This is a genomic window from Pseudomonas sp. B424 (genome assembly GCF_055408345.1).
In genome coordinates this window covers 155,401-175,044 of record NZ_JBUZTL010000009.1, presented here as the reverse complement: position 1 = coordinate 175,044, position 19,644 = coordinate 155,401, and the positions used below count along the sequence as shown (strand labels likewise).

The 19,644-nt window shown below is 59.4% G+C and carries 19 protein-coding genes; 7 read left to right on the top strand and 12 right to left on the bottom strand.

Features of this window, described 5'->3' with window-relative positions:
- Window positions 1–51: 51 nt before the first annotated feature.
- Together ACZRMS_RS13595 and ACZRMS_RS13590 are read right to left on the bottom strand one after the other, a co-directional pair.
- A complete protein-coding gene (locus ACZRMS_RS13595; RefSeq protein WP_463995673.1) occupies window positions 52–1,374 on the bottom strand; it encodes a CynX/NimT family MFS transporter in 1,323 nt (440 codons plus the stop codon).
- Complete coding sequence (locus tag ACZRMS_RS13590; RefSeq protein WP_463995672.1) at window positions 1,364–2,023, bottom strand: FadR/GntR family transcriptional regulator; 660 nt, start codon at window positions 2,021–2,023, stop codon at window positions 1,364–1,366. The genes ACZRMS_RS13595 and ACZRMS_RS13590 overlap by 11 nt, the downstream gene beginning before the upstream one ends.
- 164 nt (window positions 2,024–2,187) lie before the next feature.
- On the opposite strand from ACZRMS_RS13590, the gene ACZRMS_RS13585 reads away from it, so the two are divergent.
- Together ACZRMS_RS13585 and ACZRMS_RS13580 are read left to right on the top strand one after the other, a co-directional pair.
- The gene (locus tag ACZRMS_RS13585) at window positions 2,188–2,499 is read left to right on the top strand and encodes a type II toxin-antitoxin system MqsR family toxin (RefSeq protein ID WP_463995671.1); all 312 of its coding nucleotides are present in this window, start codon (window positions 2,188–2,190) and stop codon (window positions 2,497–2,499) included.
- Window positions 2,496–2,972 carry a type II toxin-antitoxin system MqsA family antitoxin gene (locus ACZRMS_RS13580; protein ID WP_463995670.1) on the top strand — a complete coding sequence of 159 codons (477 nt, stop codon included), beginning with the start codon at window positions 2,496–2,498 and terminating at the stop codon, window positions 2,970–2,972. Before ACZRMS_RS13585 ends, ACZRMS_RS13580 begins: the two co-directional genes overlap by 4 nt.
- An 83-nt stretch (window positions 2,973–3,055) precedes the next feature.
- On the opposite strand, the gene ACZRMS_RS13575 is transcribed toward ACZRMS_RS13580, so the two are convergent.
- The 4 genes from ACZRMS_RS13575 to ACZRMS_RS13560 all read right to left on the bottom strand — a co-directional run bounded on the left by ACZRMS_RS13575 (window position 3,056) and on the right by ACZRMS_RS13560 (window position 7,219).
- Window positions 3,056–3,820, bottom strand: a complete 765-nt coding sequence (locus ACZRMS_RS13575; RefSeq protein ID WP_463995669.1) for an amino acid ABC transporter ATP-binding protein — start codon at window positions 3,818–3,820, stop codon at window positions 3,056–3,058.
- A gap of 13 nt (window positions 3,821–3,833) precedes the next feature.
- Window positions 3,834–4,931 (bottom strand): amino acid ABC transporter permease, encoded by a 1,098-nt coding sequence (locus ACZRMS_RS13570; protein ID WP_463995668.1) that lies wholly within the window; start codon window positions 4,929–4,931, stop codon window positions 3,834–3,836.
- Between the two features lie 10 nt (window positions 4,932–4,941).
- Window positions 4,942–6,123, bottom strand: a complete 1,182-nt coding sequence (locus ACZRMS_RS13565; protein ID WP_463995667.1) for an amino acid ABC transporter permease — start codon at window positions 6,121–6,123, stop codon at window positions 4,942–4,944.
- Window positions 6,124–6,190: 67 nt separating this feature from the next.
- Entirely contained in the window at window positions 6,191–7,219 is a 1,029-nt protein-coding gene (locus tag ACZRMS_RS13560) for an amino acid ABC transporter substrate-binding protein (RefSeq protein ID WP_463995666.1), read from the bottom strand.
- A 420-nt stretch (window positions 7,220–7,639) separates the two neighbouring features.
- Here ACZRMS_RS13560 and ACZRMS_RS13555 point away from each other — a divergent pair, with 420 nt between their 5' ends.
- Entirely contained in the window at window positions 7,640–8,296 is a 657-nt protein-coding gene (locus tag ACZRMS_RS13555; RefSeq protein WP_463995665.1) for an alpha/beta hydrolase, read from the top strand.
- An 83-nt stretch (window positions 8,297–8,379) separates the two neighbouring features.
- Window positions 8,380–9,882 (top strand): ATP-dependent RNA helicase RhlB, encoded by a 1,503-nt coding sequence (gene rhlB / locus ACZRMS_RS13550; protein WP_463995664.1) that lies wholly within the window; start codon window positions 8,380–8,382, stop codon window positions 9,880–9,882.
- Window positions 9,883–9,945: 63 nt separating this feature from the next.
- Here the strand turns inward: rhlB and moaE are convergent, their stop codons facing one another.
- Genes moaE through moaC form a run of 3 tightly spaced genes read right to left on the bottom strand, consistent with a single transcriptional unit; the run spans window position 9,946 to window position 11,113 of the window.
- Window positions 9,946–10,395: a molybdopterin synthase catalytic subunit MoaE gene (gene moaE, locus ACZRMS_RS13545; protein ID WP_463995663.1), complete on the bottom strand. Its 450-nt coding sequence runs from the start codon at window positions 10,393–10,395 to the stop codon at window positions 9,946–9,948.
- 2 nt (window positions 10,396–10,397) lie between these two features.
- On the bottom strand, window positions 10,398–10,643 hold the full coding sequence (locus ACZRMS_RS13540) for a MoaD/ThiS family protein (protein ID WP_463995662.1): 246 nt from the start codon (window positions 10,641–10,643) through the stop codon (window positions 10,398–10,400).
- The gene (moaC, locus tag ACZRMS_RS13535; RefSeq protein WP_463995661.1) at window positions 10,640–11,113 is read right to left on the bottom strand and encodes a cyclic pyranopterin monophosphate synthase MoaC; all 474 of its coding nucleotides are present in this window, start codon (window positions 11,111–11,113) and stop codon (window positions 10,640–10,642) included. Before moaC ends, ACZRMS_RS13540 begins: the two co-directional genes overlap by 4 nt.
- Before the next feature lie 144 nt (window positions 11,114–11,257).
- Here moaC and ACZRMS_RS13530 point away from each other — a divergent pair, with 144 nt between their 5' ends.
- Window positions 11,258–11,704 (top strand): DMT family transporter, encoded by a 447-nt coding sequence (locus tag ACZRMS_RS13530; RefSeq protein ID WP_261739552.1) that lies wholly within the window; start codon window positions 11,258–11,260, stop codon window positions 11,702–11,704.
- On the opposite strand, the gene ACZRMS_RS13525 is transcribed toward ACZRMS_RS13530, so the two are convergent.
- Window positions 11,693–12,604, bottom strand: coding sequence for a LysR family transcriptional regulator (locus tag ACZRMS_RS13525; RefSeq protein ID WP_463995660.1), 912 nt, complete (start codon window positions 12,602–12,604; stop codon window positions 11,693–11,695). The genes ACZRMS_RS13530 and ACZRMS_RS13525 overlap by 12 nt on opposite strands.
- Window positions 12,605–12,645: 41 nt before the next feature.
- On the opposite strand from ACZRMS_RS13525, the gene ACZRMS_RS13520 reads away from it, so the two are divergent.
- Both ACZRMS_RS13520 and ACZRMS_RS13515 read left to right on the top strand, forming a co-directional pair.
- On the top strand, window positions 12,646–13,779 hold the full coding sequence (locus ACZRMS_RS13520) for an efflux RND transporter periplasmic adaptor subunit (protein ID WP_463995659.1): 1,134 nt from the start codon (window positions 12,646–12,648) through the stop codon (window positions 13,777–13,779).
- A complete protein-coding gene (locus ACZRMS_RS13515; RefSeq protein WP_463995658.1) occupies window positions 13,776–16,817 on the top strand; it encodes a MexW/MexI family multidrug efflux RND transporter permease subunit in 3,042 nt (1,013 codons plus the stop codon). The genes ACZRMS_RS13520 and ACZRMS_RS13515 overlap by 4 nt, the downstream gene beginning before the upstream one ends.
- A gap of 51 nt (window positions 16,818–16,868) precedes the next feature.
- Here the strand turns inward: ACZRMS_RS13515 and ACZRMS_RS13510 are convergent, their stop codons facing one another.
- Both ACZRMS_RS13510 and ACZRMS_RS13505 read right to left on the bottom strand, forming a co-directional pair.
- The gene (locus ACZRMS_RS13510; RefSeq protein ID WP_463995657.1) at window positions 16,869–18,263 is read right to left on the bottom strand and encodes a PhoH family protein; all 1,395 of its coding nucleotides are present in this window, start codon (window positions 18,261–18,263) and stop codon (window positions 16,869–16,871) included.
- Window positions 18,264–18,525: 262 nt separating this feature from the next.
- Complete coding sequence (locus ACZRMS_RS13505; protein ID WP_463995656.1) at window positions 18,526–19,644, bottom strand: polysaccharide deacetylase family protein; 1,119 nt, start codon at window positions 19,642–19,644, stop codon at window positions 18,526–18,528.

The following is a 19,644-nucleotide window of genomic DNA, read 5'->3' as shown; positions in this document are numbered from 1 at the left end:
GGTCAGGAATCCCTGCACGATAATCTGCAATGAGCCTAAACACTACGCTCTTCAGACTCTCTCGCTCTGCACATTCACATAACGGGCACGCCCGGCACCGAGCCCGGCGACGATGGCCCCCAGACCGATCACCGCAAAAATCCAGCCCACCGCGCTCCAGCCCCCCGTCACCTCATGCACCACGCCGACGGCCAGCGGCCCCAGCGACGCCACGGTATAACCAATGCCCTGGGCCATGCCCGACAGGCTGGCAGCCACATGGGCATCCCGTGAGCGCAACACAATCATGGTCAGCGCCAGGCTGAACGTACCGCCCTGCCCCAGGCCCAACACAATCGCCCAGCCCCACAGCCCCTCGATGGGGGCGTAAAGGCAGCCAAACAGGCCGGTCAGGGTCATGCACATGACCACCACAATGGCCAGTCGCTGATCTTTACCGCGTGTGGCCAGCCATGGCGCCGTGAGTGCCGTCAGCAACTGCACGATGACCGAGCCCGACATCACCAGCCCGGCCTGGGTCGGCGTCAGGCCGCGCCCGATCAGGATCGAAGGCAACCAGCCGAAGACGATGTAGGACAATGAGGACTGCAACCCCATATAAAGCGTCACCTGCCAGGCCAGCGGGTCACGCATCAGGCCACGCACGCGATAAGCGACGTTGTGAGCCCCCTGACGCTTGGTCACTTGCGGCAACCAGAAAATAGCCGCAATCAGCGCAGGCAAAGCCCAAAACCCCAGACCCATCGCCCAGCTCTGGCCCAGCCATTCACTCAGAGGCACTGTCGCCCCGGCAGCCAACGCCGCGCCAAGGCACAGGGCCATGGTGTAAACCCCGGTCATGGTGCCCGCATGCCCGGCAAAATCGCGCTTGATAATGCCCGGCAAGAGCACCCCGATCACCCCGATACTGGCCCCCGCCAGAATGCTCCCGGCAAACAGCCCGACCTCGCCCAGGTAACTGCGCAGGACAATCCCGCCGCCCAGCGTGAGCAAAATCCCCAGTACCACCCGTTCAGTACCAAAACGTCGGGCCAGGATGGGCGCCAAAGGCGCGAACACCCCCAGGCAAAGCACCGGCAATGTCGTCAACAAGCCGGCCTGTGCTGCCGACAGGCCCAAGCTGTCCGATACCTCACCCAGCAACGGCGCCATGCTGGACAACGCGGGGCGCAGGTTCAACGCCACCAGTACCAGACCCAACAGCAACAACCACGGGCGCAGCACCACCGCAGGGGTTTGCTGCACCTGCTCGTCGTCAATCTCGGCGTCGATCAGCAACTCTTCCAGCTCATCCAGATGACGAACCGGTGGTTCAACGCTGGCATTGGCGACTGGCGCGGGGTGGGTCATGGCCTTCTCCGGTTCAAGGTTCATTGATCAACGTCCGGCACAGCGCCATGGCCCGTTGGGGGTCTTGTTGTTCGACGGCTTCGAGTAACTCGACATGCAGGTCAAAGACCAATTGGCGCCGCGGATGCACGTCCATTGTTTTGCGCAAATGGTTGCTCACCACGCTTGCGGTGTAGCGGTACAGCTCGCTCAAGGCCGGGTTGTGCGCGGCATCTATCAGTCGCTGGTGAAACAGCAGGTCGCAGCAGATATAGGTGTCGAGTTCACCGTGGTAGTGCTGGCCGCTTGCATTGAGCGCCTGGTGCAACAGCCGCAAATCTTCGTCCGTGCGACGCAGGGCCGCCAGGCCCACGGCTTCGACTTCCAGAATGTGCCGCATCTCCCGACCCTGCTCCATCGAGCAGGATGACAACGCACGCAGCGTATCCATCGGGTCCACACGCCCACGCAGGTAACTGCCGTCCCCCTGGCGGATCTCGATCAGCCCGGCAAACGCCAGCACGCGCATGGCTTCACGCACGGTGTTACGGCTGATGTTCAACTGCGTCGCCAGCTCGGGCTCGGTCGGCAAACGCTGCCCCACCTCCCAGGTACCGTTGTTTATTCGCGTGCGCAGTTGCTCAAGGGCCTGGTCGACCAAGGAACGTTTTACGAGAGGAGGAGCGTCTGTCATTGAATTCGCCTTTTCATCCAATCATAGGATGAATTTTCCTACATCCTATCCAGAGCTCTTCACAGGGGCAATCGACTACAGATTAAGAGCTGCAAAAAAAGATAGTTAATCATTGAACGAAGAACCCTTTAAGGGTAATTTAAAGCGCGTCGAGGCTGCCTCTTATGGAAAAGAAAACACCTCACTACAACCTCCAGTGCATTCAGGCCGATGTATTACGGCTTGGCGCAGTAGCGTTCACCAAAAGCGCACTGGATGGGGGACGAACCATGGGCCTGACCCTCGCCCAAATGCAGAGGGTCATTGCTTCTTTAGAACGCAGGGCGCTGCACAAGTCGATGTCGACCCACGCCGACCATAAGGTCTGGCAGGACGTCTATCACGCGCAGGCCTTCGGTTTGGCTATCTATATCAAGGTGACCTATCGCCCCTGTGGAGGGCCGCCCGTCATCGCCTTCAAGGAGAAAGACCTGTGAGCAGACATGACTGCTACACCTGCGGTGCCCCCAATGCGATGCAAGCGTTCAAGGGTCGCAGCTTCAATGTGAGCTTCAAGCAATTGAACCGGATGGTGCACAGCCTGGCAGGCCATGAGTGCACTGAATGCGCAGAAATCGAGTTCGATGCTCCCAGCGCAGAGCGTTACGCCCAGGCCGGTGATGAACTGATCGAAGATGCCAAACGGGTGATGGCCGATGAGATGAAGCGTATCCGGCGCAAACTGCACTTCACCCAAAAAAGTGCCGTGCAACTGCTGTCGGGGGGCGGCCACAATGCGTTCAGCCGCTATGAACGGGCCGAGGTGGAACCTCCCAAACCCTTGTTTGTACTGATGCGCCTGCTCGATCGCCATCCCGAACTGGTTCAGGAACTACATGCCATCAACGAGTGCGCAGACATCAATGCGCTGCTGCTGCAAAAACAACAGCAGCGTGAAAATCCGCACTGATGCCGACGCTGTCGCGGGCTGCGACAAGGGGGTAGCCATGCCCCCCATCGCAGCCTTCGGCAGCGACTACAGATGCCGATGGATCAATGCAAAATCTGGTTCAGGAACAACTTGGTCCGGTCATTTTGCGGGTTGTCGAAGAAGTCATTCGGGGCCGCCTCTTCAACGATTTCACCCTTGTCCATAAAGATCACACGGTTGGCCACGGTGCGGGCAAAACCCATTTCATGGGTCACGCAGAGCATGGTCATGCCGTCTTCGGCCAGGCCGATCATGGTATCCAGAACCTCTTTGACCATCTCCGGGTCGAGCGCTGAAGTCGGCTCATCGAACAACATGATTTTGGGCTTCATGCACAGCGCCCTGGCAATCGCAACACGCTGCTGCTGGCCACCCGACAACTGCCCCGGAAACTTGTGTGCCTGCTCCGGAATCCGCACTCGCTCCAGATAATGCATGGCGATTTCTTCAGCCTTGCGCTTGGGCATCTTGCGTACCCACATCGGAGCCAGCGTGCAGTTTTGCAGGATGGTCAGGTGCGGGAACAGGTTGAAATGCTGAAACACCATGCCGACTTCACGACGCACCGCTTCGATCTGCTTGATGTCATTGGTCAGCTCTACGCCATCCACCACGATGCGGCCCTGCTGGTGCTCTTCGAGGCGATTGAGGCAACGGATCGTGGTTGACTTGCCCGATCCGGAAGGCCCGCACAGCACAATCCGCTCACCCGGCTGTACGTTGAGGTTGATGTCCTTGAGCACGTGAAACTGGCCGTACCACTTGTTAACACCCTGCATCTGAATAATGCCTTCAGGGCTCGCAGGTTTTTTGATTGCTTCACTCATGTCGCACTCCTACCTAACGCTTGTGGCCAGTGTCCAGCTTGTGCTCCAGATGCATGGAGTAGCGGGACATACCAAAACAGAAAATCCAGAACACCAACGCTGCAAACACATACCCTTCGGTCGCCATGCCTAACCATTTCGGGTCGGCAGCGGCTTGCTTGACGCTATTGAGCAGGTCGAACAGGCCGATGATGATCACCAGGCTGGTGTCCTTGAACAGGGCAATAAAGGTGTTCACGATGCCGGGAATGACCAGTTTCAAGGCTTGCGGCAAAATCACCAGGCCCATGCTGCGCCAGTACCCCAGGCCCATCGCCGCAGCCGCTTCGTACTGCCCTTTGGGGATGGCCTGCAGACCGCCGCGCACCACTTCAGCCACATAGGCCGACTGGAACAGAATCACCCCGATCAAGGCCCGCAGCAGCTTGTCGAAGTTCATGCCTTCGGGCAGAAACAGCGGCAGCATTACCGAGGACATGAACAGCACGGTAATCAGCGGAACGCCGCGCCAGAATTCGATGAAGGTCACGCACACCACGCGAATGGCCGGCATGTCCGAACGTCGCCCCAGCGCCAGTAAAATCCCCAGCGGCAAGGCGCCAGCAATCCCGACCGTGGCAATGACCAGAGTCAGCATCAGGCCGCCCCATTGGCTGGTGGCCACATTGCTCAGGCCCCAATAACCGCCATGCAACAAGGTGTAAGCCAGAATCGGGTACACCACCAGAAAGCCCAGCCCGTAGACCGCCTTGTGCTTGAAGCGCGAGATAAACAGGGGCGCTGCGCCAATCACCGCCAGCCACACGGTCAGATCAACCCGCCAGCGCAGCACGGGCGGATAATAGCCATACATGAACTGGCCAAAACGCTGCTGGATGAACACCCAGCAGGCGCCCTCCTTGGTGCAGTCAGCCTGAGTGGTGCCAACCCAGTTGGCATCAAAGACTGTCCAGCTCAGCAATGGCGGCACGATCAGCCAGATCAGGTAAAAGGCAAACAGGGTGAGCAAGGTGTTGAGCCAACTGGAAAACAGATTGGCCCGAGCCCAGGCGACGATGCCGATGCGGTTGCCCGGCGGCGGCATGTCGGGTTTGAAAACATGAGTCGTCATAGTCCCGTCCTCATCGCTCGATCAGCGCGATACGCGTGTTGTACCAGTTCATCAGCAGCGAAATGCTGATGCTGATAGACAGGTAAACGCTCATGGTGATGGCGATGACTTCAATGGCCTGCCCGGTCTGGTTCAGTACCGTGCCGGCAAACAGTGAAACCATTTCCGGATACCCGATGCCCGCCGCCAGGGACGAGTTTTTCACCAGGTTCAGGTATTGGCTGGTCAGCGGAGGAATAATCACCCGCAGCGCTTGCGGGATGATCACTTTGCGCAACGTAGGCCCAGGGCTCAGGCCCAGCGAATGGGCAGCTTCGGTCTGGCCGTGGCTGACCGACTTGATCCCCGAACGCACGATTTCGGCAATAAAGGCTGCCGTGTACACCGTCAACGCAATGGTCAGCGCCAGCAGCTCGGGGATCAGCACCCACCCACCGACAAAGTTGAAACCTTTGAGCTGCGGCATCTCCCAATGCACCGGGGTGCCGAACAACAACACGCACAGCGCCGGGATCACCAGTAACAGCCCCAGCCCTGCCCAGAACTTGTGAAACGGCACGCCCGTTTCTTCGAAGCGCTTGTTGGCCCAGCGGACCATCAGAACGGTGGCCACAATCGCGAGCACCACGCTGGCGACAAACGGCCAGAAAGCCTCTGTACCTACCGCCGCCGGCATGTTCAGGCCGCGACTGCTCATATAAAAGGTGTCAGCAAAGTTATGGCTGTTGCGGGGCCCCGGCATGGTCAGAAACACCGCGAAGTACCAGAACAGGATTTGCAGCAGAGGAGGAATATTGCGAAAGACCTCTACATACACCGTCGCCAGTTTACTGATCATCCAGTTCGACGATAAACGCGCGATACCGACGATAAAACCCAGAATCGTCGCCAGCACGATACCGATCACCGACACCAGCAAGGTGTTCAGCAAACCGATAACGAAGACCCGGGCGTAACTGTCGGACTCGGTGTAGTCAATCAAATGCTGCGCAATGCCAAACCCGGCACTGCGTTCAAGAAAGTCAAAACCCGAAGTAATGCCACGGTGCTGCAGATTGGTCTGGGTGTTGTTGAACAGATACCAGCCCATGAAGACCACCACTGCGACGGTGATGATCTGGAATAACCACGCACGCACACGTGGATCGCCAAGGCTGAACCTGGGCTTGGGTGCGCCGACTTTAATTTGCATGAAATGCCCCTGAAAAATTGGATCAGACAACATCACCCGGCAGTTGGCCTACCGGGTGAAAGGGCAATCAGCGCACAGGAGGTGCGTATTGGATGCCGCCGTTATTCCACAAAGCGTTCAGCCCGCGGTCGATGGCCAGAGGAGTGCTTTTACCGAGGTTTTTCTCGAAGACTTCGCCGTAGTTACCGACCTGGCTTACGATCTGTACCACCCAGTCCTTCGGCAGTTTCAGGTCTTTACCGTACTCACCGTCCGCACCCAGCAGACGGGCAACGTCCGGGTTTTTCGTCGACTTGGCTTCTGCCAGGACGTTTTTGGAGGTGATACCCGCCTCTTCAGCATTGAGCATGGCGAACAGGGTCCACTTGACGATACTGAACCAGTCTTCATCACCCTTGCGTACCACAGGGCCCAGAGGCTCCTTGGAGATGGTTTCCGGCAGAACGACATAGTCGTTCGGGTTCGCCAGTTTGCTGCGCTGTGCATAAAGCTGCGACTTGTCGGAAGTCAGTACGTCGCAACGACCGCTTTCCAGCGACTTGGCGCTTTCGTCAGAAGTGTCGAAGGTAATCGGGGTGTACTTGAGGTTATTGGCGCGGAAGTAGTCCGATACGTTCAGCTCGGTGGTGGTACCGGCCTGGATGCAGATGGTTGCACCGTCCAGTTCCTTGGCACTTTTTACACCCAGCTTGTTGTTGACCAAAAAGCCGATGCCGTCGTAATACGTCACGCCCGCAAACACCATGCCCATGCCCGAGTCACGGGAACTGGTCCAGGTGGTATTGCGCGACAGCACGTCAACTTCACCCGACTGCAGCGCGGTGAAACGCTCCTTGGCGTTCAACTGGCTGAACTTGACCTTGGTTGCATCGCCGAATACCGCTGCGGCCACTGCGCGGCACACATCAGCATCAATACCCATGATCTTGCCGTCTTTGTCAGGTACCGAAAAACCCGGCAAACCGTCACTGACACCACATTGCACAAACCCTTTCTTTTTAACGCCGTCCAGGGTTGCGCCTGCATGTGCAAAACCACTGACACTCAACACGATGGCTGCTGTGGCCAAAGCCAGGGTGGATTTCAACTGCTTCATTCAAACCTCCAGTGCTGCTTTTTTTGTGTTTGAACAAGACCCGCCGCCCCCTTGTGAGGCGCATGTTGACCCGTGTTGGCTTTTTATTGGGTCAAGCGGCATAAGCCTTGAGCGATGGGTGCATCGCACGAACCGTCAAACTGAAGCGCTCACTTGAGCTGTTGAATTCCTTGTCTAACTTCACCCTCGGGATTTTTGCTGTCCCCCCGTCGGCAGTAGCCTGTTAGTGTTACCGCCGAGGGTGAACGCATTCACGTCCCTGTCCACATAGCAAAGCCCGTACCACACTCGTGTCTTAGTAAGTTCAGTACGTAATATCGGAAAAAACGTTCAAGCAAGCGACATTTTCTGTAATTTTTAACCGATCAAGCACTTTTGTAGCGCACCCGGTTTGCGCACATGCACAACGATGGAGCAGCCATGACCCAACCTCTGATCATTCAGCCTCAAAAGACCGCAGACGCCTGTGTTATCTGGCTCCACGGCCTGGGCGCCGACCGCTATGACTTCATGCCGGTGGCCGAAGCACTGCAACAGTCGTTGCTGACCACACGCTTTGTATTGCCACAGGCACCGACCCGCGCCGTGACGATCAATGGCGGTTATGCCATGCCCAGCTGGTACGACATCAAGGCCATGAGCCCTGCCCGTTCCATCAGTGAAGAGGAACTGGAAGAGTCCGCAGATACGGTCATCCAGTTGATAGAAGACCAGCGCCAGAGCGGTATCGACGCCAACCGGATTTTTCTGGCCGGTTTCTCCCAAGGCGGCGCCGTGGTGTTCCACACCGCTTACCTGAAATGGCAAGGGCCGCTGGGTGGCGTACTTGCCCTCTCCACCTACGCACCGACATTCAGCGAAGTGCTGCCTTTGTCTGCCAGCCAGCAACGGATCCCGGCCCTGTGCTTGCATGGTCAGTACGACGATGTAGTCCAAAACGCCATGGGCCGTACGGCTTATGAGCGCTTAAAGGCTGCAGGTGTGGCGGTTACATGGCAGGAATACCCAATGGGCCATGAAGTGTTACCCGAAGAAATCCGCGATATCGGTGCCTGGTTGGCAAAACGCCTGGGCTAAAACCGAAACATCCTTCGCTCACTACGCCGAGCACCCGACTTGCATTACACTGCCCGGCGTACACTCCTTAACCAACTGATGAGATGACCGTGCTCAAAGCACTCAAAAAAATATTCGGTAAAAGCGAGGCTGAGCCGCTCGCGCCAGCTTCCATGACACCTTCGAGCAACACCAGCCCGCGAACCGACGCGCAACAGCCTGGTCGTTCTGCTCCTGCTCCTGTTCCAGCACCCGCGCCGGTGACCATTCCTGACGCACAGCCCGCTGCCGAACAACCGCACATCGAAAAACCAAAAATTGCAAAACCTCGGCGCGAAGTGGCTCCCAAGCCACCGGTCATCCCCTGGAAACTCGAAGACTTTGCGGTAGAGCCACAAGAAGGCAAAACCCGCTTTCACGATTTCAAGCTCACCCCTGAGCTGATGCATGCCATTCAGGACCTGGGTTTCCCGTACTGCACACCCATTCAGGCCGAAGTGCTGGGCTATACCCTGAGCGGTCGCGACGCCATTGGCCGCGCCCAGACCGGCACCGGCAAAACCGCCGCGTTCCTGATTTCGATCATCAGCCAGCTGACCCAGACCCCGCCGCCCAAAGAACGCTACATGGGCGAGCCGCGCGCACTGATCATTGCGCCGACCCGCGAGCTGGTGGTGCAAATCGCCAAGGATGCGGCCGACCTGACCAAGTACACCGACCTGAACGTCATGACGTTCGTCGGCGGCATGGACTTCGACAAGCAGCTCAAGCAGCTTGAAGCCCGCCATTGCGACATTCTGGTGGCCACACCGGGCCGTCTGCTGGACTTCAACCAGCGCGGCGAAGTACATCTGGACATGGTCGAAGTGATGGTACTCGACGAAGCCGACCGCATGCTGGACATGGGTTTCATCCCTCAAGTACGCCAGATCATTCGTCAAACGCCGCCTAAAGCCGAGCGTCAGACGCTGCTGTTCTCTGCGACCTTTACCGAGGACGTGATGAACCTGGCCAAGCAATGGACCACCGACCCGGCCATCGTGGAAATCGAAGCGCTCAACGTCGCCAGCGACATGGTCGAGCAGCACGTGTATGCCGTTGCCGGTGCCGACAAATACAAATTGTTGTTCAACCTGGTCAACGACAACGGCTGGGAGCGCGTCATCGTGTTCGCCAACCGCAAGGACGAGGTGCGCCGCATCGAAGAGCGCCTGGTACGTGACGGCATCAACGCCGCCCAACTGTCAGGCGACGTACCGCAACACAAGCGCATCAAGACGCTGGAAGGCTTTCGTGAAGGCAAGATCCGCGTACTGGTGGCCACCGACGTGGCGGGCCGCGGGATTCACATCGACGGTATCAGCCACGTGATCAATTTCACCCTGCCCGAAGTGCCGGACGACTATGTGCACCGCATTGGCCGTACTGGCCGCGCAGGCGCCAGCGGGGTTTCCATCAGCTTTGCCGGTGAAGACGACTCGTATCAACTGCCATCGATTGAAGCGCTGCTGGGTCGCAAGATCAGCTGCGAAACACCGCCGACAGAACTGCTGCGCCCCGTCGTACGTGCTGTGCGCAAGCCACACGATCCGGATGCAATAGCCTGAGTGCTGACCTGTAGCAGCTGCCTCGTTCCTTCGGCAGCTGCTACGAAGCGATATGCGACATCTTTACTTCCAGCGTTCTGCCGCCGCGTCATCGCTGGCCCGCCCTTCAACCCAGCGCGGGCCATCGGCGGTCTGTTCTTTTTTCCAGAACGGGGCGCGGGTTTTCAGGTAGTCCATCACAAACGCACACGCATCGAAGGCCGCCTGACGGTGAGCACTGGCCACGCCGACAAACACGATAGGCTCACCCGGCTCCAGCGCTCCAATACGGTGCAGCACTTCAATCTTGAGTAACGGCCAACGCTGCTCAGCCTCAACCACGATCTTGCCCAGCGCTTTTTCGGTCATGCCCGGATAGTGCTCCAGAAACATCCCCGCTACGTCACGCCCCTCATTAAAGTCGCGCACATAACCGACAAAACTCACCACCGCACCCACGCCCGAATTGGCCGCATGCAGAGCATTGACTTCAGCGCCCGGGTCAAAGGCTGCCACTTGCACGCGAATGCTCATGTTCAGCCTCCGGTCACAGGCGGGAAAAACGCCACTTCGTCACCCTCCGCCAGCGGCTCGTCGAGCTTGCACAGCTCTTCATTGCGCGCGCACATCAGGTTGGACTCGGCCAGCACCTGCCAGGCGCCACCGCGTTGCGCCAGGTGCGCCCGCAGCTGTTCGATGGACGCAAACTCACCGTCCACTGACTCGACACCCAGCCCCAGGGCCTCACGATAACGGGCAAAAAACATCACGTTGAGCTTCATAGCGGGTCAGCCTGAAAGTGCCCGCTCTTGCCGCCGAGCTTCTCCAGCACACGCACGCTCTCGATGGTCATGCCGCGGTCTACCGCCTTGCACATGTCATAGATCGTCAGCGCAGCAACACTTGCAGCGGTCAGGGCTTCCATCTCGACGCCGGTCTGCCCGGACAACTTGCAACGCGCCACGATCAGCACGGCATCACTGCCATGGGCGCTGAGTTCAATCTTGACGCTGGTGAGCATCAGCGGATGGCACAGCGGGATCAGGTCCGAAGTTTTCTTGGCCGCCTGAATCCCGGCAATCCGCGCCACGGCAAACACGTCACCCTTGGGGTGGCCGCCACTGACGATCATGTCCAGGGTTTCAGGGCGCATGCGCACCACGGCTTGTGCCAGCGCCTCACGGGATGTCACCGCTTTATCGGTGACATCAACCATGTTGGCGCGGCCTTGAGAATCTAAATGAGTCAGCACAGGGGGTACTCCAGACAGGAGCAAGGAGTGTAAACCCGAGAATTGGTTAAGACCATCGACCCCACGAATACCGCGCATCAGAACATCGAATTGGCCGCCTGCCGGCATTCGCCGTACAACGGTTGAAACTTCGGAGCCGTCCTTATGCCTCTTTTTGTTGTCATTGCCCTGAGCCTGTTTGCAGGCTTTGCCGTGCCCTTGCAGGCTGGCAGCAACGCCCGGCTTGGCGTTGTGCTCGGCCATCCGTTTTGGGCCACGGTGATTTCGTTGCTGGTCAGTGGCGTGGCCATTGCGCTGGTGATGCTGATCGTGAAAGTGCCCCGCCCCAACCTCGCGGCGCTGCTCACCGGCCCCTGGTGGATCTGGCTCGGCGGCCTGGCCGGGGTGTTTTACATCACCGTCGCACTGATCACCGTGCCGCGTCTGGGGGCACTGAATTTCATCATGGCGGTGGTGGTGGGCCAGCTGATTATTTCGCTGGTGATTGATTACTTCGGCTTGCTCGGCCTGCCCAAAAACAGCCCGAGCCTGCAGAAGATTCTGGGGGTGAGTGTGGTGCTGGCAGGGTTTGTCATTGCCTCACGGGGTTGAAGGCGCGCTTACCTGTTTGACCAGTTCACGCAGCCAGCGATGGGCCGGATCCTGATTAAACCGCTGGTGCCAGACCTGCACATAGTTGAACGGCGCCACGGTCAGCGGCGGCGGTATCGCCACCAGCGTGTCCCCCAGCGGCACGTTGTCCAGAGTGCGGGTGGCCACGGTGAGGATCAGATCGGTGCCGGCAATCATCCCCGGCGCGGTGCCCCAGTGGGGAACGTTGACCGCCACCCGGCGCTGCAGCCCCCGGGCGCGCAAAACGTTGTCGACCTCGCCCTGGGTGTTGCCATCCATCGACACCAACAAATGCGGACGCGCCAGATAGCTGTCCAGGTCGAGCACGCCACTATCGGGCAACGAACGCCGGTTAAGCAGGCAGGTAAAGGTTTCTTCGAACAGTACGTCGCAGCTGATATCCGCCGGCAGCGTCGCAAACACCCCCACGGCCAGGTCGATTTTGCCCTGTTCGATTTGCTCCAGCATGCCCAGGCGGCTGTCCTGAATCACCACCAGCGAGGTGTCCGGCGCCAGCTTGCGCAGTTGCACCAGCAATTTGGGCAGCACGATAGCGGCGCCGTAATCGGACATCGCCACGCGAAAGGTGCGCTGCGAGTCTGCCGGCACAAAGTCGATGGACTGGCCGAACAGGGTTTCGATCTGGCCGAGCGCGGCCTTGAGCGGCGCCTGGAGGTTTTGCGCCAGGGCACTGAGCACCACCTCATTACCCTGGCGAATCAGTAACGGGTCATCCAGCAGCAGTCTGAGCTTGTTCAGCGAGTGGCTGATGGCCGGCTGGCTCAAATGCAAGCGAACACCGGTGCGGGTCACGTGTTTTTCCGTGAGCAACGCATCGAGCACCACCAGCAGATTCAAATCGATATTGCGCAGTAACACTCCGACTCTCCTGTCATTAGCCCACTCCAAGGGAGCGCTGCATGCTAGATCCCACACCCTCCACTGCCACGGCGCGTAACACGCACCAGCTTACCCCACGCAACGCCCTTTACGGGTTTTCAGGCCTGATGTTGATCCTGATCTTCTGGGCCGTATGGCGCTGGCAACAACCAGCACCCGCCGCGTATGAGGTCGCGCCGGTCAAGGTGGCCGTGGCCATGGTCAGCAACCAGCCGTTTATCCGTTATCTGGACGCGATTGGCGAGCTGGAAGCGGTGCAGGAAGTCAGCGTGCCCGCCGAGATCGGCGGGCGGATCGTCGAGTTGCCCATTGAATCCGGGCAAAGAGTCACCCGCGGGCAAGTTCTGCTGCGCCTCAACGATGCGCCCGAGCGTGGCCAGTTGGTGCGCTTGCAGGGCCAACTGGACAACACCCGGGTACGCCTTGAGCGGATGAAAAAACTGATCGGTTCCAATGCCATTTCCCGGGAAGCGCTGGACAACGCCCAAGCCGAATACACCACCGCCCGCGGTGCTGTTCAGGGGCTGGTGGCACAGATCGAGCAGCGCACCATCCGCGCACCGTTCGACGGCACTTTGGGGATTCGTAAAGTCCATTTGGGCCAGTACGTGAACCCCGGCGATACCCTGATCAACCTGATCGGCAACAAGGGCCTGTACGTCAATTTCAGCGTGCCCGAGCAGGCCCTGCCCCGCTTCGCCACCGGCAAAAGCCTGCTGGTCGAACTCGATGCCCTGCCCCATCAACCGCTGACGGCCGTGGTCAGCAGCATCGATCCGTTCCTTGACCGTTCCCGTACCGCCAGCGTGCAGGCACACCTGAAAAACCCGCCAAGTGCCGCTCTGCCGCGCATGTTTGCCAGGGTGCGCTTGCCCCAGCCACTGCCCGAAAACACCTTGAGCGTGCCAGAAACGGCAGTGACCTACAGCGCGTATGGCGAAGACCTCTATGTCGTGCAACCTGCAGGCATACCCACTGTGCGCCGGGTTTCGGTCGAGACCGGCGAGCGCCGCGAGGGTTGGGTGGTGATCACCCGGGGGGTGGCGCCGGGGGATCAAGTGGTGATCTCCGGTCAGATCAAACTCAGCGATGGTGCACGTATCGAGCCCATGACCGACAGCGTACTGGCCGTTGACGAAGGAGCCATCGAGTGAAGTTCACAGATATATTCGTCCGGCGCCCGGTGCTCGCACTGGTGGTCAGTTTGATGATCCTGCTGGCCGGGCTCAAAGCCTATATGGGTTTGCCCGTGCGCCAGTACCCGTTGCTGGAAAGCTCCGTGATCACCGTCAGCACCGACTACCCCGGGGCCCCGGCCGAACTGATGCAGGGCTTTGTCACCCAACCCATTAACCAGTCGCTGGCCTCGGTGGAAGGCGTCGACTACATCAGCTCATCCTCGGTGCAGGGCCACAGCCTGGTGACGTTGCGCATGGCGCTGAACCAGGACTCGGCCAAGGCCCTGAGCGAGGTGATCGCCAAGGTCAACCAGGTCAAGTATCGCTTGCCGGAACAGGCCTACGACCCGGTGATCGAGCGCTCGGCCGGTGAGTCCACCGCCGTGGCGTATGTCGGTTTTACCAGCGACACCCTCTCGGCCGCAGCCCTGAGCGACTACCTGAACCGGGTGGTGCAGCCCTTGTTCGCCACGATCGCAGGCGTGGCCAAGGTCGATACCTTTGGCGGCCAGCGCCTGGCCATGCGCCTGTGGCTCGACCCGCAACGCATGGCCGGCCATGGCATCAGTGCCGCCGAGGTTGAACAGGCGATCCGCGCCAACAACTTCCAGGCCGCCCCGGGGCAAATCAAAGGGCAGTACGTGGTGTCATCGATTCAGGTCAACAGCGACCTCACCACCCTCGACGAGTTTCGCGACCTGGTGATCAGCAATCGTGGGGACCGCCTGCTGCGCCTGCGCGATATTGCCGAGATCGAGCTGGGCTCGGCCGCCTACGAAACCAGCGCCCTGATGGACGGCAAACCCGCTGTGCATCTGGGGCTGTACGCCACGCCCGGGGGCAACCCGCTGGTAATTGTCGAGGGCATCAAACGCCTGTTGCCGGGCATCCAGAAAACCCTGCCACCCGGGGTCGAGGCCGCGCTGGCGTTCGAAACCGCGCACTTTATCGAAGCCTCGATTGTGGAAGTGATCCAGACCCTGCTCGAAGCGATCCTGATTGTAGTGCTGATCATTTTCCTGTGCCTGGGCTCATGGCGCACGGTGCTGATCCCGATCCTCAGCATCCCGCTGTCGATCCTCGGCGCCCTGGCCTTGATGGCGTTGTTTGGCTTCAGCATCAACCTGCTGACGCTGCTGGCGATGGTGCTGGCCATCGGGCTGGTGGTGGACGACGCGATTGTGGTCACCGAAAACATCCATCGCCATATCAAGGAAGGCCTCGCCCCGCTTGAGGCTGCGCTGATCGGCGCCCGGGAAATCGCCTCACCGGTGATTGCCATGACCGTCACCCTGGCTGCGGTATACATGCCCATCGGCCTGATGAACGGCCTGACCGGTGCACTGTTCAAGGAGTTCGCCCTGACTCTGGCCGGCGCGGTGCTGGTGTCGGGCGTGATCGCCCTCACATTGACCCCGGTGATGTGCGCAAAACTGCTGCCGGCCGGACAAGACGAAGGCGCCATGGGCATGCTGGCCGAGGGGTTCTTCCACCGTTTATCGAGGCGTTATCAGCGAGGCTTGCTGCTGTCATTGCGCAAACGCGGCGTGGTCCTGGGCTTTGCCGTACTGATACTGCTCAGCCTGCCACTGCTCTACGGCCAGGCCGCAAAAGAACTGGCGCCCAACGAAGACCAGGGCAACCTGCTGCTGGCGATCAAATCCCCGCAACACGCCAACCTCGACTTTGTTGAGCGCTATGCCGCGCAATTGAGTGGCGTCCTCGGTGCCATCCCCGAAGCTACCGGCACCTGGATCATCAACGGCACCGACGGTGTGGCGGCCAGCTATGCCGGGGTCAATTTCAAGGAATGGAACCAGCGCGGGCGCAGCGCAGCGCAGATCCAGACGCAATTGCAGCAGCGGGTCGACGGTGTGGAAGGCAATGCCATCTTCGTCTTCCAGATGCCGGCACTGCCCGCCTCCACCGGTGGTTTGCCGGTACAACTGGTGATCCGCAGCACCGAGGATTACCGCTCGCTGTACCTGGCCATGGAACAGCTGAAGCAGCAGGCCCGGGCCAGCGGATTGTTCGCCGTGGTCGACAGTGACCTGGCGTTCAACAACCCGGTGACCGAGGTGCGGATCGACCGCAACAAGGCCAACAGCCTGGGTATCCGCCTGCAAGACATCGCCAGCACCCTGGCAATACTGGTCGGCGAAAACTACACAAACCGCTTCGCAATGCAGGGCCGCTCCTATGATGTGATCGCGCAAACCGGGGCCAGCCAGCGCCTGACGCCCGAGGCCTTGAACGGCTTCTACCTCGCCACCGATGCCGGGGTGCAAGTACCGCTGGCCACCGTGGTCAGCCTGCACAGCGATATCCAGCCCAACCGCCTGAAACAGTTCAACCAGCAAAATTCGGCGACCTTCCAGGGCATTGCGGCACCCGGCGTGAGCCTGGGCCAGGCCGTGGCTTTTTTGACCGAACACAGCAAGCAATTGCCCGCCAGCTTCAGCCATGACTGGCAGTCCGATTCGCGGCAATTTATCCACGAAGGCAACGCGCTGATGCTGACCTTTGTGTTCGCCCTGATCGTGATCTACATGGTGCTGGCGGCGCAGTACGAAAGCCTGCGCGACCCGCTGATCATCCTGATCACCGTACCGCTGTCGATCTGCGGTGCCTTGATCCCGCTGGCACTGGGCTGGGCCACGCTCAACATCTACACCCAGATCGGCCTGGTGACGCTGATCGGGCTGATCAGCAAGCACGGGATCCTGATGGTCGAGTTTGCCAATGAACTGCAAGCCGCTACGGGCTGCTCACCGGCCAACGCCATCATTCGCTCGGCCCGCATCCGCTTGCGGCCGATCCTGATGACCACCGCCGCCATGGTGGTCGGCCTGGTGCCCTTGCTGTTTGCCAGCGGCGCAGGGGCCAGCAGCCGCTTCGGACTGGGCATCGTGATTGTCGTGGGGATGGTGGTGGGGACGCTGTTTACGTTGTTTGTGCTGCCGTCGATCTACAGCCTGATCTCCAGAAGACACACGCCGGCGCCCTCCCCCTGAAACGCAACCGGGCGGCTCAAGGCCGCCCGGGTCAGGGTTAAACAGGCAATGTCAGAGGTGGGATTCGGCGTACTCGGCCAGAATCGAACGAGGCACCCCTTGCAACGCGATATGCACACCGTTGGGGAAGTCTTTGAAACGCTCCGTCAGGTAGGTCAGCCCCGAGCTGGTGGCCGACAGGTAAGGCGTATCGATCTGTGCCAGGTTGCCCAGGCACACCACTTTGGAACCGGCGCCCGCACGGGTGATGATGGTTTTCATCTGGTGCGGTGTAAGGTTCTGGCATTCATCGATCAGGATCAGGCTCTGCTGGAAGCTGCGACCGCGGATGTAGTTCAGGGATTTGAACTGCAACGGCACCTTGCTCAGGATGTAGTCGACGCTGCCGTGGGTGTTTTCGTCATCCATGTGCAGGGCTTCAAGGTTATCGGTGATAGCCCCCAGCCAAGGCTCCATTTTCTCGGCTTCAGTACCCGGCAGGAAACCGATTTCCTGATCCAGCCCTTGCACGCTGCGGGTGCAGATAATCCGCCGGTAACGCTTGCTGACCATGGTCTGCTCAATCGCCGCCGCCAGCGCCAGAATGGTTTTACCCGAACCCGCCGCACCCGACAGGTTGACCAGGTGAATATCCGGGTCGAGCAAGGCAAACAGCGCCAGCCCCTGGTAAATGTCCCGTGGTTTTAAACCCCAGGCTTCCTGATGCAGCAGCGGCTCCTGGTGCATGTCCAGAATCAGCAGCTGATCCTTGCGTACTTCCTTGATCCAGCCAACAAAGCCCTGCTCATCAATGATGAATTCATTGATATGCACCGAAGGCAGATTTTCGTTCATCTGCACCTGGTGCCAGGTGCGGCCGTGGCCCTGGCGGGTTTCCACCTTGTTGACCCGGTCCCAGAACGAGCCGGTCATGGTGTGGTAACCACGGGACAGCATCGACACGTCATCGACCAGCTGATCGGTGCTGTAATCCTCGGACTCGATCCCGCAAGCCCGGGCCTTGAGCCGCATGTTGATGTCTTTGGTCACCAGCACTACCCGCAACTTCGGCTCGCGGGCGTGCAGGTCAATCAGCTGATTGATGATGATATTGTCGTTGAGGTTTTCGGGCAGCAGCGTATTGGGCTCGCGGCGCTTGCTCATCAGGATCGACAGGAAGCCCTTTGGGGCACCTTTGCCACGCTGGATCGGCACGCCCTTTTCAACATCGTCAGGGCTGGCATCACCCAGCAGTTGATCAATCAAACGAATAGCCTGGCGGCACTCCGCTGCCACCAGCAATTTGCCGGTTTTGAGTTTGTCGAGCTCTTCGAGCACCGTCATCGGGATGGTGACGTGGTGTTCCTCGAAGTTAAGCAATGCGTTTGGATCGTGAATCAGGACATTGGTATCGAGTACATAAAGGATTGGCTTGTGGGCAGAAGGAGTGCGTCCGTGATCATCCATACTCGGTCACCTTTGTGGGGAGCCAGTCGACGCAATACCGCAACAGTGCTGCGCCTCGAAGTGACTGCCGTCAATAACCTGCCCGATGGGTCTTGGAAGACGCCACCTGTGTTGCAGGTTTCGGCCGTCTGTCTTCGTAATACTCCTAAATGTGTGACAAAAAAAAGTTTTTTTAGCGATTAGAGGATTTATTTTTCGGAGTGACGAATAGCCTTGGCGGATGTCGAAAGCGGGTCTAGAGTCAGGTATTAAGCGTCTGTTTTTACAACACTTCGCAATCTTCCCAACCCAAGCCACTTTGCGCGGTTGCCTTAAGCAACCAGGGCAGTGCCGTGCGCACTTTGTCCTGGGTATCGTGAAACACAATCACCCCGTGGCGCCACAACAGCATCAGGCTCAGCACCCGTTGTGCCGACTGCTGGGCACTCAGGCTGGCCGCCATGTCCTGTGCATCAATGCTCCACAGCGCCACCCGCAACCCCTGCGCCTGGAAAAACCCCCCGCTGTCTGCCCGCCGCTGCCCATAGGGTGGACGAAACAGGGGCACGTAGTTGTGCGCCAGCGCCTGCTTGACCACGCCCGTGCTGCGCAAAATCGAGTCCTGCCAGGCCTGCCAGTGGCTATGGGAGCGATACTCCCAACCCTGAACGCCTACGCACTGCCCCTTGTACAGCCCTTGCAGGGCCTGTGCACCGCCGTTGTCGAGCCGCACTTGTACGCTGTTGCCCAACACAAAAAACGTCGCATTCATGGATTGCTTGCGCAGGTAATCGGTCAGCCAGTCGGTGGTGCCCGGCAATTGGGTGGGGCCGCTGTCGAAGGTCAGCATGAACAGCCGGTCATGCATCTGGTCACCGTTGAACTCCTGCTCGCCCAACAGCTCGATTTCGCTGCTGATTTGCGGGAGCAGCGCCGCCTTGCGCAGTTGTTCGTCAAGGTAACGCTGGTGAAATTCACGACTCGGCCCGGCCCAGGCCACATAAAACGAGTCATCGGCGATTTCAAACTTGCCGGCCTGCTCGCGCAAGCTGTCCATGCCGTCGACGTAATAGCAAAACGAAGCGTCCTGATCGCAGCTCTGCTGGGCAAAATTGTAGTTGGCCAACAACCGCTGCCACATTCGCTGACGGACGCTGTCTATCGCATCGATGTTGATGGATTTGAGGTTCAGGCGCTGCTTGAGCGCGGTGTCGTTCAGCGCCTCGCTGGCCAGCAAGGCATGGGCAAAAGCCAGGATTTCGGCGCGCGAGGCCACATCGAACAGGGCCGGGCTGATCAATTGCTCGGGCCAGGTGCTGCGGTCCAGCGTCGCTGGCTCATTCGGCGCCGCCACCACCCCCTGACACAGCAGCCAGGCCGACAAAAAAAGAGCAATGCGCAC